Here is a 13,885-nt window from a genome sequence, read left to right on the forward strand (position 1 = left end):
TAACAATCATCTGTGTGGACACTACGAACAAATAAGTTCTAAATCGTATAAGGAGGTGATCCAGCCCCAGGTTCCCCTAGGGCTACCTTGTTACGACTTCACCCCAGTCATGAATCACTCCGTGGTAAACGTCCTCCCGAGGGTTAGACTATCTACTTCTGGAGCAACCCACTCCCATGGTGTGACGGGCGGTGTGTACAAGGCCCGGGAACGTATTCACCGCGTCATTCTGATACGCGATTACTAGCGATTCCGACTTCATGGAGTCGAGTTGCAGACTCCAATCCGGACTACGACGCACTTTAAGTGATTCGCTTACTCTCGCGAGTTCGCAGCACTCTGTATGCGCCATTGTAGCACGTGTGTAGCCCTACACGTAAGGGCCATGATGACTTGACGTCGTCCCCACCTTCCTCCGGTTTATCACCGGCAGTCTCCTTAGAGTTCTCAGCATTACCTGCTAGCAACTAAGGATAGGGGTTGCGCTCGTTGCGGGACTTAACCCAACATCTCACAACACGAGCTGACGACAGCCATGCAGCACCTGTATCAGAGCTCCCGAAGGCACCAAACCATCTCTGGTAAGTTCTCTGTATGTCAAGTGTAGGTAAGGTTCTTCGCGTTGCATCGAATTAAACCACATGCTCCACCGCTTGTGCGGGCCCCCGTCAATTCATTTGAGTTTTAACCTTGCGGCCGTACTCCCCAGGCGGTCTACTTAATGCGTTAGCTTTGAAAAACAGAACCGAGGTTCCGAGCTTCTAGTAGACATCGTTTACGGCGTGGACTACCAGGGTATCTAATCCTGTTTGCTCCCCACGCTTTCGTACATGAGCGTCAGTGTTGACCCAGGTGGCTGCCTTCGCCATCGGTATTCCTTCAGATCTCTACGCATTTCACCGCTACACCTGAAATTCTACCACCCTCTATCACACTCTAGTTTGCCAGTTCGAAATGCAGTTCCCAGGTTGAGCCCGGGGCTTTCACATCTCGCTTAACAAACCGCCTGCGTACGCTTTACGCCCAGTAATTCCGATTAACGCTCGCACCCTCCGTATTACCGCGGCTGCTGGCACGGAGTTAGCCGGTGCTTCTTCTGTCAGTAACGTCACAGCTAGCAGGTATTAACTACTAACCTTTCCTCCTGACTGAAAGTGCTTTACAACCCGAAGGCCTTCTTCACACACGCGGCATGGCTGCATCAGGCTTGCGCCCATTGTGCAATATTCCCCACTGCTGCCTCCCGTAGGAGTCTGGGCCGTGTCTCAGTCCCAGTGTGGCTGATCATCCTCTCAAACCAGCTAGGGATCGTCGCCTTGGTGAGCCATTACCTCACCAACTAGCTAATCCCACTTGGGCCAATCTAAAGGCGAGAGCCGAAGCCCCCTTTGGTCCGTAGACATTATGCGGTATTAGCAGTCGTTTCCAACTGTTGTCCCCCACCTCAAGGCATGTTCCCAAGCATTACTCACCCGTCCGCCGCTCGTCAGCAAAGTAGCAAGCTACTTTCTGTTACCGCTCGACTTGCATGTGTTAGGCCTGCCGCCAGCGTTCAATCTGAGCCATGATCAAACTCTTCAATTAAAAAAGTTTTATGTCTTTCGACAGCTCAATGAATTCTGAATTTATTTAATATCTTTCGATATTGAATTGACTGTGCTGAATAATTACCGAAGTAACTATTCTGTTGGTCACTCAGCTTCTCTTTCGAGAAATCACATTGAGACTCTAAATTTGTTTGCCTCACTACCTAAGTAGCTTGGCTGTTAGAACTCAATCTGTACGAGTGCCCACACAGATGATTGCTTTATATTGTTAAAGAACGTTGCGACATTGTCGCTAGGGATGCGTATAATACATCCTTTATTTTTCGAGTCAACACTTAATTTTAAACTTTCTTTCGATGATTTAAACTTAAGTTTTACTTAACTCTTTGAGTAGCTCGTGCCTCGCTATGCGTTGCCCTTCCCCGTCTCAGTGGGGTCGCATTATAGGGAGAACAGATTTTTACGCAAGTACTTTTTTAAAGAAAAACTAAAAAAACACACTGCTCGGTCAGTATCTGAGCTAAAACAGATGAAACAGCTAGTTTTATAATCAAATCAGGCTTTGCTGGTACTTAAATAAGCGCTACTGTTACACTGATACTATTCATATTGTTTAATTTAAAGGTGCATATATGGCAATACGTTCTTATAAAGGAATAACTCCTGCGTTTAATGATTCTGTTTATATAGACGAGTCGTCTGTATTAGTCGGTGATATCACTATAGGTGATGATAGCAGTGTATGGCCGTTAGTTGCTGCCCGTGGTGATGTTAACCATATTCGTATTGGTCAGCGTACTAATATACAAGATGGCAGTGTTTTACATTTATCAAGAGCGACTAAAAGCAATCCTGAGGGTTACCCACTTATTATTGGTGATGATGTTACCGTGGGTCATAAGGTAATGCTGCATGGCTGCGTTCTAGGTAACCGCATACTCGTGGGCATGGGCGCCATTATTATGGATAACGTGATTGTAGAAGACGAGGTGATTATTGGTGGTGGTGCTTTAGTACCTCCTAATAAGCGTTTAGAGTCTGGCTATTTATATGTAGGTAGCCCAGCGAAACAAGCCCGCCCTTTAACAGAGCAAGAGCTGAGCTTTTTAAAAGTGTCTGCCGATAATTACGTGCAGCTTAAAGATGAATACTTAGCTGAAGACGCGAAATAACCACAACTTTTTGCTTAATTAAGTAAACTCACTTCTATTTGCCCTGCCGAGTTATAGCTTTCGTCTTCGATTAGCTGCTCGGCACGCTCTTCATAATCAAATCGGTATTGTTCAAAATAACGCGTTGCATGACTCTCATCGGCTAAATTTAAACTACTTACAGCAATCACACACTCAACTAGCATTCCGCTTACTTGTGCAAAAAAAACTAATTGATGAGTTGGCTCTCTAAATTCGAGTCGGTCTATAAACTGTATTGCTTGGTTCATTTAAGTACTCCCTGCTTTAATGCAATAACAACGGGAACAATGTCCGGCATTTTATTTCGCCATACATAATAAGCTTGTGCAGCTTGCCCTACTAACATGCCACTGCCATCTAATAGCTTAGCCGCTTTATTGTGTTCGCTCACCCAATTCATAAATAGCGTATTTTGCGTCGCATAAAACATATCGTAAGCCATTTCACATGCGCTTAAGTGCTTTTCGCTTAACGCAGGTAACTCGTTATTCATGCTACTTGAGGTTGAGTTAATAACTAAATGATAATCGGCAGAAGGAAGGTCGTCAAAACCATACCCCGAAACATTGCCGTGCTCGGTAAAGAGTTTTGCCAATGTTTGGGCTTTGTGTGCCGTGCGATTAACGATAATAATTTCTTTAGGCTGCTGCTCAAGTAAAGGTAAAATAACACCACGGGCAGCGCCACCTGCACCAATTATCAATAGGCGTTTACCTGTTATTATTATTTTATTCGCTAGTAAATCGTTCACAAAGCCTATGCCGTCGGTGTTATCACCGAGTAAGGTACCATCATCGCGCTTTTTAAGGGTGTTTACTGCGCCTGCAAGTTTAGCCACTGAGGTTAGTTCATCGGCTAAAGCAAAGGCCTGCTCTTTAAAAGGAACAGTGACATTTGCGCCTTTGCCCCCTTGCTCAAAAAAAGTCGCGACTGTTTTTTCAAATCCATCGATAGGTGCTAATATTGCGCGATAGTCGATTTGCTCTCCCAATGACTTAGCAAACTGCTGATGTATGCTGGGAGATTTTGAATGTTTGATTGGATTTCCAAAAACCGCATATTTATCCATTTTAAACAACCTCTTTGCAGTTTTAGTACTGCCTATTAACGATGATAAAACTATGATTAAAAGACTCTTTTCAAGATCAAAGCCGTCTACAACCACTCAAGCGCCTACGCCAGAGAAAACCCCGTATGAAATCATCGGCGGAGAAGCGCCCACGCGTGCAATTGCCAATAGATTCTACGACATAATGGCCAGCGATGAATACGCTAAACCGTTATATGATATGCATCCTCAACCATTAGATAGAATTCGCCAAGTATTTTTTGAGTTTTTATCGGGTTGGCTTGGTGGCCCAGACTTATTTGTAGAAAAACATGGCCATCCAATGCTGCGCAAACGCCATATGCCATTTCCTATTGATCAAGATTTACGTGATCAGTGGATGTATTGCATGAATAAAACCTTAGACATAGAAATTGATAACCCCGTTTTACGCGAAGGTTTACGCCAATCACTGGCACAGCTTGCCAGTCATATGATTAATCAGCATTAATTTACCCCGTTCTTTAATTGGGGATTATTTGCGCTAAGTCAAAACCCGCTTTTCTAAAATAGAGATAATACCCTATTAAATAGTTAGAAAAGCGTGGCGCGTGTGAAATCAATCCAACATAAAATTTATGCTTTGTTAGCGTTAACCGGCATTATTGTACTCATAGCCAGTATTTTTAGTAGTGCGAGCCAACAGCGCACACTCGCACAAGATACGGTGGCAGAAAACATCAAGCTACTTGCCGACAATTACTTCGACTCAATAAACACCATGATGCTAACGGGCACTATGGCTAATCGAGAATTATTGAGCCAAAAGCTTCGTAAACATCCTAATATTGAAGACGCTCATATTATTCGCTCTGACATAGTCAATAAGCTGTATGGACCAGGCAATAAAAACCAAACAGCGAGTAATAACAACGAACGCGAAGCACTGCAGGGTAAAGAAAGCTTATTTATAGAGCAAAACACTGATAGCCGCAGTATGACCTACCTACGCCCGATGTATGCGAGCTCTGATTATAAAGGTACAAACTGTTTAGGCTGCCATCAAGCACAAGAAGGCGATGTACTGGGTGTGGTAAAAATTAGCTATTCCTTAGCCGATATTGATAGCGAGGTAACTTACAACACCTTAATAACCACCAGCCTACTGTCTACTATTTTTATTATTGCCTTTGTGCTGCTAGGTATAGTGTTTAGAAAAATATTTATAGTGCGCCTTAAAAAGCTCGGCCATGCAATGCACCTAGCCACTACTAATAAAGATTTAACCTTACGCATTGAAGATAACGCCGAAGATGAACTCGGCTGGCTTGCCACTAGTTTTAACCAAATGATTGCTACGTTTAAAGATAACATTGCTCAGGTATCTCACTCTTCAAAAGTGCTTATTCATTCAGCAGAGAAAATTTATACTTCTGCCGATACTACTGAGCGCGCTATTTTAGAACAAAAGAAAAGTACCGACTCGGTAGCCGCAGCAATTAATGAGCTAGAAAGCTCATCCAATGAAGTAAGAAACACCACTCATTTTGCTCAAGAAAAATCTGAGAACAGTAATGAGCTAGCACAGCAAAGCATGCAGGTTGCAGAGCAAACCGAACTCAGTATAAATCAACTAGCTGAAGATGTACGCCAAGCGGCAGATCAAGTGAGACAACTGCAAGAGCAAACGCTTGAAGTGGGTAAAGTGCTTGAGGTGATCAGCAGTATCGCCGAGCAAACAAATTTATTAGCACTTAATGCAGCCATTGAAGCTGCCCGTGCAGGTGAAGCAGGAAGAGGATTTGCCGTTGTTGCTGATGAAGTACGAACTTTAGCAACCCGAACTCATGCCTCTACCGATGAAATACGCCGTACTATAGATAAGTTGCAATCAGAAGCAGCGCAAACAGTTAAAACCATGGGTGAGTCCTGTGCGGAGGCAGACGAAAGAGCGCAACAAGTACAACAAGTTGCACAGGCTTTAAAAGATATTTCTAGCCAAATGAATGAAATAAATGAGCTAAATATACAAATAGCCGATGCAACAGAGCAGCAAAATCTAGCCGCCGAAGAAATAAACAGAAGCGTTGTTGGTATCAGTGATAATGCAGAGCAATCGTTAGTGGATGCGGATGAAAATCAAAAAGTCAGTGAAGAGTTACTCAATTTAGCTCGCTCGTTAGATGAGCAGGTACGAAGCTTTAAACTAAAACAATAATTTTAAAAGCCAGTCAATAAGTAGTTTATTGACTGGCATATCATTCTTAGCCCAGAGCTAACCAATCACGTGGCTTTAAGAAGTCTTTATATAGCAATGCCTCTGCACTATCTTCGGCTGGGGTAAAGTTATATTCCCAACGGGCTAAAGGTGGCATCGACATTAAAATAGATTCAGTTCGGCCACCGCTTTGTAAGCCAAATAATGTGCCGCGGTCCCAGACTAAATTAAACTCAACATAACGACCACGGCGATATAATTGAAAGTCGCGTTGTTGTTCGGTGTACTTATCGTTTTTGCGACGCTCAATAATAGGAACGTAAGCATCTAAAAAGCCATTACCCACCGATTGCATAAATGCAAAGCTTTGCTCAAAACCTAACTCATTCAAATCGTCAAAAAATAAGCCGCCTACGCCGCGGGTTTCATCACGATGTTTTAAATAAAAGTATTCGTCACACCATTTTTTATATTTTGGATATACATCATCACCAAACGGCTGACACACATCGTGCGCAACTTGGTGCCAATGCACTACATCTTCAAGTACAGGGTAAAACGGGGTTAAATCAAAACCACCACCAAACCACCAAATCGGTTCTTCACCTTCTTTCTCGGCAATAAAAAAGCGCACATTGGCATGGCTTGTTGGTATATGTGGGTTTTTAGGGTGGATCACTAACGATACACCACACGCATGAAAACTGCGCCCGGCAAGCTCAGGTCTATGTGCAGTGGCAGAGCCCGGCATAGAGGCACCAAATACATGAGAGTAATTAACTCCCCCTTGCTCTATCACATTACCATTGGTGATAACGCGAGTACGACCACCGCCGCCCTCTTCTCGCTGCCAGCTGTCTTCAACAAACTGTGCTTTCCCGTCTGCTGCTTCTAAGCCTTGGCAAATGGTATCTTGCAAAGCCATAAAGTACGCTTTTACTTGTTTTAATAATTCGCTTTGCATCGTTAACCTCTGAATACATTGCCTGTCATGGCATCTTTAATGGTACTTGGTTGCGTATTACCACCTAATGGTTCATCAACATAAAAACTAACCTGCTCGCCAAACTGCTGCTGAGCTTCAACAATACTTGTTACCGTTGCTTGGCCGGTTAAATTTGCACTTGTTGATACCAGTGGTTTACCAAACTGTTGGCATAAACGTTTAACTGTAGGGTGGTTAGTTACTCTTACTGCAATAGTATCAAACTGCCCTGTTAACCACTTTGGGGTAGACTTAGCTGCAGGCATCACCCAAGTGAGTGCGCCTGGCCAACTTGAAAAAATATCGGCACGTTTATCCATAGGCAGCTTAGCGTCATCGACGTATTTTAATAATTGCCCGTAATTGTCAGCAATTAAAATAAGCCCTTTTTCAACGGAGCGTTGTTTAATATCAAGTAAACGTTCCACCGCCTGTTGATTGTCAGGATCGCAACCAAGGCCATAAACAGCTTCGGTTGGGTATAAAATAACATCGCCTTGTTCTAAGCTAGTTATTGCAGCAGATAAAGAAGAAAGGTCAGACAAAATTGTCTCCAGAGATATTTACGTTATTCAGTGGCAGCAAACTTATGCATACAGCTTTTTTGTGGGCATTGTAACACAACACCACTCGCAGTTTTTTTCTCAGTAACAACTGGCCAGTCACATACAGGACACGCTTGAGCTACTGGCTTGTGGTTTAGCGTATATTTACAGCTTGGGTAACAGTCGCAAGAATAAAACACTTTCCCAAATTTATTGCTGCGTGAAACCAAGTGGCCTTTTTTACATTTAGGGCAACTAATCACAGGCTCTTCACTTGGCGTATCGTCATGCTCACTGGCAATATAATGACATTCAGGGTAACCGGTACAGCCAATAAACATACCATAGCGGCCATTTTTCACCACCAGCGGCTTGCTACACTCTGGACACTCGCTGTCCTCAAGTACTTTGATTTCATTGCTATCATGATGTGCAAGCGGGCGAATAAAATCGCACTTAGGGTAACTAGCGCAGCCTAAAAAAGGCCCAGATTTACTATTACGAATGACGAGTTCTGAACCACATTGCGGGCATATCTCATATTCTTTTTCTAAGGCGTGTTTATTAGCCGAGAAAAGTGAATGATCGATTTTACTCATGTAAATCCTAGTGGTTGGTGAATTTTCGCCTAATATACCCAAAACCCTTAAAGATACAAGCTATGGCAGTCGGTTTGTTAACGCTGAAAATAATAAAACACGCAATAATGATTAATGTAACACTTCACTGGGCTCATCAAAAATAAGATCTTCCATTTGCTCATACGCCTGCTGAGAATCAGGGGCGTTAAATAACACCATAAGAATTAACCATTTTAAATCTTCCAAAGTAATAGCTGAATTATCAAGCGCCGCTAAACGGTCCATCACCATTTCACGAGTGGTGCTATTAATAACGCCCGTTTGTTCAACAAACATTAAAAAGCCGCGACACTCGGTGTCGAGAACTTGGCACTCACTGTCGGTAAAAATACGCACTGCATGTTGTGGAGTGGCTAATAAATAAGGCGATTCATTGCTGTATTGTAATGCGGCAAGTTGATCTAACCAGTCAATGGCTTTGTTAATTTCGGGTTTGTTAAACCCAGCGCGCAGTAGCTCATCAGTAAGTGTGCTTTGCTCAACAAATACATCACTTTCGCTGTGAACATAGTTTTCAAATAAATACATGAGAATATCAAACATATTATCCTCCAGCGCTTAATTTAATATAGCCGTCTAATACACGTTCAATTTGATCGTCTAACTCTAAATCAAGCAATCGCGCTTGTACTTTATCAATTGGCCACTGTACTCGACGCATAATATCGTCCACACTGGTCACCTCAAAACCAATACTGTTAAGCACCTCGCAATCTGAGGTTACAGCATCAGTTAACTCTTTATAGTTTAGACCAGAAGGGTATGAAAAGTTCATCTCATCAAGAATATCGGCGACGTTTTCTACCAGCTTAGCACCTTGCTTAATTAAAAAATGACTTGCTTGTGCCAGCGGGTTTTTAATTGAGCCTGGCACCGCAAAAACGTCTTTATTTTGTTCAAGCGCATAACGTACGGTGATCAGTGAGCCACTTTTAATTTCGGCTTCAACAATTAAAACGCCTAAAGAGAGTCCTGAAATAATACGATTACGCCGTGGAAAGTTATGCGCGTTGGCCGCGGTGCCCGGTAAAAACTCACTTACCAATAAACCCTGTGTTAATACTTGATCTGTAAGTAACTTATGGCGTTTAGGGTAATAAACATCAACACCAGTCCCTAGTACGGCAATGGTTTTACCATTTCCTGCCAGCGCTCCTTTATGGGCAGCACCATCAATGCCACGCGCCATACCAGAGGTTACTGTTATGCCAGCAAGCGTTAGCTGATGTGCAAATTCTGCAGCAATTTCAAGTCCTGTGGTGGTTGCATTTCGACTGCCAACAATCGCAATTTGTGGAGAAGACAGTAAGCTGATATCGCCTTTACAAAAAAGTAATAATGGCGCACTGGCTATTTGTTTTAGGTGTTCTGGGTAGGTGGTATCAAAAATACTAATAACAATAATATGTTGCTGGCTAATAAGCTGTTCATAATGCGCAACTTGCTGCCAATTTGTATTACGTAAATTGCTTGCTTGGCTCGCTGTTAAGCCCAACATAACCAGCTGGGAATGCGATAAGGAAAACAGCGACTCTAAACTGTGCTGCTTAGAGAGGGCTAATAGCGTTTTTATTCCAAGCCCTTTGCATAAGTAAAAGGCAAGCCAATGGCTTAGCTTGCCAAACGATTGCTCCATGTTCCCTCCTAGAACACCGACTCGCTACTTAATGAATTACTGCCAAATCTCCAATGCGAATTGGGTGCTGATTTTTAGTGATCAGCGCATAACTAACTTTGTCATACACTTTAAAGATAATCATTTCACCAACTTTCTCTGCTGGCATTTTCCAAGTAACGCTATCTTCATCGGTTTCTGAGCCAAATAATTCGCTAGTAGCCGATACCAATTTTTCTAAACGACTTGAATCTTCGGTATAACGCGGGCCTCTGGCACTATCAATCACCTTAGGTGACTGACGTTCAATATCCAGTACATGACCTACTTTAACTTGTTGCTCTGAACCTAAGTTTAGCACCACTACATCCATCGTGCTAAATTCTCTCACCTCGCGCGGAGAGGCAATCACTTGACCCTGCATTGGCTGTTCAGGACGATGCATCTCAAAATATACTGGCAGCATCTGCCCTTCCATTGCAGGTAATAAAAAGTCACCCTGTTTGATCTCACGTTTTACTGATTCAACTCTTACTGAGGCAGGTTCGCCATTGGCCGCATCACCTGTTCTAAATGCACGAGCCATACCCACATAAGATGCTCTACTCGCTAACTCTTCACCGGTATTAGGGTCAGTATAAGGCGCACCTTTATGATAAATAGCATATGCCTGATGACGTTTTAAGTTACCTTTTACATATAAAATATGGTCAATAGTTTGGGTTTTGGTATTTTCGTTGGCGCCCAAAATATAGGGCTTTTCTTTTATCGAATCGCTGTTAATAGCTTGCTCAAACGACAAATACGGTTTAATCAACGCAAGAGGTAAAGTTGTTATCGCATCTTTCCCTTTTGGCGTAATACGTCCCATAGGTGATAGCTTTCGATACGCTTTATTAATCACTAAACGCGGATTACCGTCTGTATCGTAAATTAATGCTAACGCATCTCCCGGATAAATAAGGTGAGGGTTGTCTATTTGTGGATTCATTTGCCATAGTTCAGGCCATAACCAAGGTTCGTTTAGATATATAGCTGAGATATCCCAAAGCGTGTCACCTTTTTTCACAACATACTGTTTAGGCGCATCTTTTTTTATAGTTAGTACATCTGCCAGCACAGGAAAAGTTGCACCTAATGCAAGTATAATTGCAATTAATGGAGATTTCATTGAGCTTCCTCATAGTGTTTTTTCATTATTATTAACCAAAACCTGTTAAAGGGGAACGTGAATGGCTAAAATAAGAACATACAATACCCTAAATTTAAGCATAAGTGTAAAAGGTAACTATGGCTAGGTTAGAAGTTTTAAGATTTCCAGATGAACGTTTACGTACAATCGCAAAAGAAGTAACTGTTGTTGACGATCAAGTGCGTGAAATTGTCAAAGATATGCTAGAAACTATGTACGATGAAAATGGTATTGGGCTTGCTGCTACACAGGTTGATATTCACCAGCGTATTGTGGTGATCGACGTATCAGAAGAGCGCAATGAACCACTCGTGCTTATCAATCCGCAAATTATCAAAAAAGATGGCTCAACCGTGAGCGAAGAAGGCTGTTTATCAGTTCCTCATTCGTATGCAAAAGTTGACCGTGCAGAAACCGTTACCGTAGCTGCACTGAACGAAGAAGGTAAAGAATTTATTCTTGATGCTGACGAATTATTAGCGATTTGTATTCAGCATGAACTTGATCACCTTCAAGGTAAATTATTTATTGATTATTTATCTCCATTAAAGCGCCAACGCATTCGTAAAAAGCTTGAAAAAGAAGCGAAGTTTGCAGCGCAGTAATAAGCACCTTAGTAAATAATTAGGAAACTCAGTGACACAACCATTACGCATTATATTTGCCGGTACGCCGGACTTTGCTGCACGCCATCTGCAAGCACTCATAAATAGTGAACACCAAATAGTGGGCGTTTACAGTCAACCAGATCGTCCAGCGGGTCGCGGAAAAAAACTAAAAGCCAGTGAAGTAAAAGCGCTTGCATTAGAACATGACCTACCCGTTTTTCAACCGCAATCACTCAAAACAGACGACGCACTTGAAGAGCTAAGCAGCCTCAATGCCGATATCATGATTGTCGTTGCCTACGGTTTAATTTTACCTAAAGCCATTTTAGATGCCCCACGTTTAGGGTGTTTAAATGTACATGGTTCTATTTTACCGCGCTGGCGTGGCGCCGCACCTATTCAACGCGCTATTTGGGCAGGGGATCAGCAAACCGGTGTAACCATAATGCAAATGGATGAAGGGCTAGATACCGGCGATATGCTGCATATTAGCCGCTGCCCTATTGATAGTACTGAAACCAGTGCAAGCTTATACACTAAGCTTGCTGAACTGGGACCTGATGCATTAATCGACACCATAAATCGTTTAGCCAACGGGGACATAACGCCTGAGCCACAAAACGATGCTGATGCCAATTACGCTAAAAAGCTCTCAAAAGACGAAGCCAACATTGATTGGTCTATGGATGCCGAGCAAATCGAGCGTAACATTCGTGCATTTAACCCATGGCCAGTATGCTTTACCCAAATGCGTGGTAATACGGTAAAAATATACCAAGCAAATGTAGTTGAACAATCAGGCGCAGCTGGCACTGTATTAGCAAGTGATAAAAACGGTATCGTTGTGGCTTGTGGTAAACACGCTTTATCTATTGGCGAATTACAACCACAAGGCAAAAAGCCAATGGCAATTAATGATTTTTTAAACGGTCGTAGCGACTGGGTCACACCCGGCACCGTATTAGGCGAAAATAATGAGTAATGTAAGCAATGTCAGAGCGCTAGCCGCTGAAACTTTATATAACGTGGTTGATAAAGGCGCATCGCTTAATCAAGAACTCCCTTTCGCTAGCCAAGGCCTATCTCCTAAAGATAAAGCCTTACTGCAGCAAATTTGCTATGGAGTATTACGTTACTTACCTAGCCTAGAAAATTATTGTCAGCATTTAGTAGAACAACCGCTTAAAGGCAAACGCCGTATTTTCCAGTTTTTGTTGTATGTAGGCATTTACCAACTACAACACATGCGTGTACCGCCGCATGCAGCAATTAGCGAAACCGTTAATGCGTTACAACAATTACGCGCTCTTGGCTTAAAAGGGCTTATTAACGCCATTTTACGAAGCTTTCAGCGCCAACAAGCTGAGCTTGAAGAAAAAGCCAAACAAATTCCGGTGTGTTTATACAACCATCCAAACTGGTTTATAAAGCAAGTAAAAGAAGCCTACCCAGATAGCTGGGAAGACATTCTAGAAGCTAATCAGCAACAAGCGCCAATGTGGCTTCGAGTGAATCAATCGCAGTTTAGCACCCAAGAATATAGCGAAATGCTAACCGCTAACGATATTGAACATACTCTAAATCCTGATTTTATTGATGGCATTAAACTAAGCAAACCACGCGATGTGTTTTCACTTCCTGAGTTTGATACCGGTGCCTGTTCAGTACAAGATGCGGCAGCGCAGCTTGCTGCACGCTATCTAGACCCACAAAATGGTGATTCAATACTCGATGCCTGCGCAGCGCCTGGTGGTAAAACCTGTCATATTTTAGAGCTTGCCGACGCAGATGTGCTTGCGCTTGATAGCGATGCCACACGCCTAGAACGTGTTAAACAAAACCTAGAACGCATAGGTTTGGGCGCCGACTTACAATGTGGTGATGCATCGCAACCTCACACTTGGTGGGATGAAGAACAGTTTGATCGTATTTTGTTAGATGTACCCTGCTCTGCAACTGGCGTAATTCGTCGTCACCCAGATATTAAATGGTTACGTCGCGCATCCGACATTAACGATTTATCGACCCTCCAAGGCGATATACTCGACAGCATTTGGCCATTGTTAAAGCCAGGCGGTACATTGGTGTATGCAACCTGTTCGGTGCTTCCACAAGAAAACCAACAACAAGTTGCTAAGTTTTTAGCTAATAATGGAGACGCAGAGCATATTCCTTTGCACAGCGAAGACACTAAAACCACACCAGGCTTGCAGTTATTACCAGGCGAAAGTGACGGTTTTTACTACGCTAAATTAGTTAAAAAAGCCTAGGCAACACATTTAGCTACTTCAAT

The 13,885-nt window shown here is 42.8% G+C and carries 14 protein-coding genes and 1 rRNA gene; 6 read left to right on the forward strand and 9 right to left on the reverse strand.

Annotation, left to right across the window (positions count from 1 at the left end):
- Positions 1–48 precede the first annotated feature (48 nt).
- Positions 49–1,584: ribosomal RNA gene (locus tag L641_RS22250) — 16S ribosomal RNA — on the reverse strand.
- 595 nt (positions 1,585–2,179) lie between these two features.
- On the opposite strand from L641_RS22250, the gene L641_RS0106485 reads away from it, so the two are divergent.
- Positions 2,180–2,719, forward strand: coding sequence for a gamma carbonic anhydrase family protein (locus tag L641_RS0106485; RefSeq protein WP_016900050.1), 540 nt, complete (start codon positions 2,180–2,182; stop codon positions 2,717–2,719).
- A 14-nt stretch (positions 2,720–2,733) separates the two neighbouring features.
- Here the strand turns inward: L641_RS0106485 and L641_RS0106490 are convergent, their stop codons facing one another.
- Positions 2,734–2,988, reverse strand: coding sequence for a DUF1488 domain-containing protein (locus L641_RS0106490; RefSeq protein WP_013463676.1), 255 nt, complete (start codon positions 2,986–2,988; stop codon positions 2,734–2,736).
- Entirely contained in the window at positions 2,985–3,809 is an 825-nt protein-coding gene (gene aroE / locus L641_RS0106495) for a shikimate dehydrogenase (protein ID WP_016900049.1), read from the reverse strand. The genes L641_RS0106490 and aroE overlap by 4 nt, the downstream gene beginning before the upstream one ends.
- A gap of 52 nt (positions 3,810–3,861) precedes the next feature.
- On the opposite strand from aroE, the gene L641_RS0106500 reads away from it, so the two are divergent.
- Together L641_RS0106500 and L641_RS0106505 are read left to right on the forward strand one after the other, a co-directional pair.
- A complete protein-coding gene (locus L641_RS0106500; protein WP_013463674.1) occupies positions 3,862–4,299 on the forward strand; it encodes a group II truncated hemoglobin in 438 nt (145 codons plus the stop codon).
- 102 nt (positions 4,300–4,401) lie between these two features.
- The gene (locus L641_RS0106505; RefSeq protein ID WP_020476972.1) at positions 4,402–6,006 is read left to right on the forward strand and encodes a methyl-accepting chemotaxis protein; all 1,605 of its coding nucleotides are present in this window, start codon (positions 4,402–4,404) and stop codon (positions 6,004–6,006) included.
- Positions 6,007–6,052: 46 nt separating this feature from the next.
- On the opposite strand, the gene hemF is transcribed toward L641_RS0106505, so the two are convergent.
- The 6 genes from hemF to L641_RS0106535 all read right to left on the reverse strand — a co-directional run bounded on the left by hemF (position 6,053) and on the right by L641_RS0106535 (position 10,963).
- Positions 6,053–6,970 (reverse strand): oxygen-dependent coproporphyrinogen oxidase, encoded by a 918-nt coding sequence (hemF, locus tag L641_RS0106510; protein WP_016900046.1) that lies wholly within the window; start codon positions 6,968–6,970, stop codon positions 6,053–6,055.
- 2 nt (positions 6,971–6,972) lie between these two features.
- Positions 6,973–7,536, reverse strand: a complete 564-nt coding sequence (locus L641_RS0106515) for an L-threonylcarbamoyladenylate synthase (protein ID WP_016900045.1) — start codon at positions 7,534–7,536, stop codon at positions 6,973–6,975.
- 23 nt (positions 7,537–7,559) lie between these two features.
- Positions 7,560–8,135 (reverse strand): type I DNA topoisomerase, encoded by a 576-nt coding sequence (locus L641_RS0106520; protein WP_024601479.1) that lies wholly within the window; start codon positions 8,133–8,135, stop codon positions 7,560–7,562.
- Between the two features lie 111 nt (positions 8,136–8,246).
- Positions 8,247–8,720: a DUF494 family protein gene (locus L641_RS0106525; RefSeq protein WP_013463668.1), complete on the reverse strand. Its 474-nt coding sequence runs from the start codon at positions 8,718–8,720 to the stop codon at positions 8,247–8,249.
- A gap of 1 nt (position 8,721) precedes the next feature.
- The gene (gene dprA / locus L641_RS0106530) at positions 8,722–9,813 is read right to left on the reverse strand and encodes a DNA-processing protein DprA (RefSeq protein WP_024601480.1); all 1,092 of its coding nucleotides are present in this window, start codon (positions 9,811–9,813) and stop codon (positions 8,722–8,724) included.
- Positions 9,814–9,841: 28 nt separating this feature from the next.
- On the reverse strand, positions 9,842–10,963 hold the full coding sequence (locus tag L641_RS0106535; RefSeq protein WP_016900042.1) for a LysM domain-containing protein: 1,122 nt from the start codon (positions 10,961–10,963) through the stop codon (positions 9,842–9,844).
- 119 nt (positions 10,964–11,082) lie between these two features.
- Between L641_RS0106535 and def the strand changes: the two genes are divergently transcribed.
- The 3 genes from def to rsmB are packed head-to-tail and all read left to right on the forward strand — an operon-like array spanning position 11,083 to position 13,862.
- Positions 11,083–11,589: a peptide deformylase gene (def, locus tag L641_RS0106540; RefSeq protein ID WP_013463665.1), complete on the forward strand. Its 507-nt coding sequence runs from the start codon at positions 11,083–11,085 to the stop codon at positions 11,587–11,589.
- Positions 11,590–11,620: 31 nt separating this feature from the next.
- A complete protein-coding gene (gene fmt, locus L641_RS0106545; protein WP_016900041.1) occupies positions 11,621–12,574 on the forward strand; it encodes a methionyl-tRNA formyltransferase in 954 nt (317 codons plus the stop codon).
- Positions 12,567–13,862, forward strand: coding sequence for a 16S rRNA (cytosine(967)-C(5))-methyltransferase RsmB (gene rsmB / locus L641_RS0106550; RefSeq protein ID WP_016900040.1), 1,296 nt, complete (start codon positions 12,567–12,569; stop codon positions 13,860–13,862). The genes fmt and rsmB overlap by 8 nt, the downstream gene beginning before the upstream one ends.
- Positions 13,863–13,885 lie beyond the last annotated feature (23 nt).

The sequence above is a fragment of the Pseudoalteromonas sp. TB41 genome (genome assembly GCF_000497975.1).
GTDB lineage: Bacteria > Pseudomonadota > Gammaproteobacteria > Enterobacterales > Alteromonadaceae > Pseudoalteromonas > Pseudoalteromonas tetraodonis.